The 254-nt window shown below is 50.8% G+C and carries 2 tRNA genes; both read left to right on the top strand.

Going from position 1 to position 254, the window contains the following annotated elements:
- Positions 1–64: 64 nt before the first annotated feature.
- Positions 65–141 (top strand) — tRNA-Ile (locus AWT60_RS18420).
- 14 nt (positions 142–155) lie between these two features.
- Positions 156–231: transfer RNA gene (locus AWT60_RS18415), tRNA-Ala, on the top strand.
- The last annotated feature ends 23 nt before the right edge of the window (positions 232–254 follow it).

Here is a 254-nt window from a genome sequence, read left to right as displayed (position 1 = left end):
TCTTGTTTAGTTTTGAAGGAACTTGCAAAAGATCCTACAACATCATATCTTCGATATGAAAGATGGGCCTGTAGCTCAGCTGGTTAGAGCGCACGCCTGATAAGCGTGAGGTCGGTGGTTCGAGTCCACTCAGGCCCACCATCTTCTATTAAATCGGGGCCTTAGCTCAGCTGGGAGAGCGCCTGCCTTGCACGCAGGAGGTCAGCGGTTCGATCCCGCTAGGCTCCACCAACGTGTTCTTTGAAAACTAGATA

Source organism: Bacillus sp. F2HM (assembly GCF_019266135.1).
GTDB lineage: Bacteria > Bacillota > Bacilli > Bacillales > Bacillaceae > Bacillus > Bacillus safensis.
The sequence above is the reverse complement of the archived record's forward strand: the minus strand, read 5'-3'. Positions and strand labels throughout refer to the sequence as shown.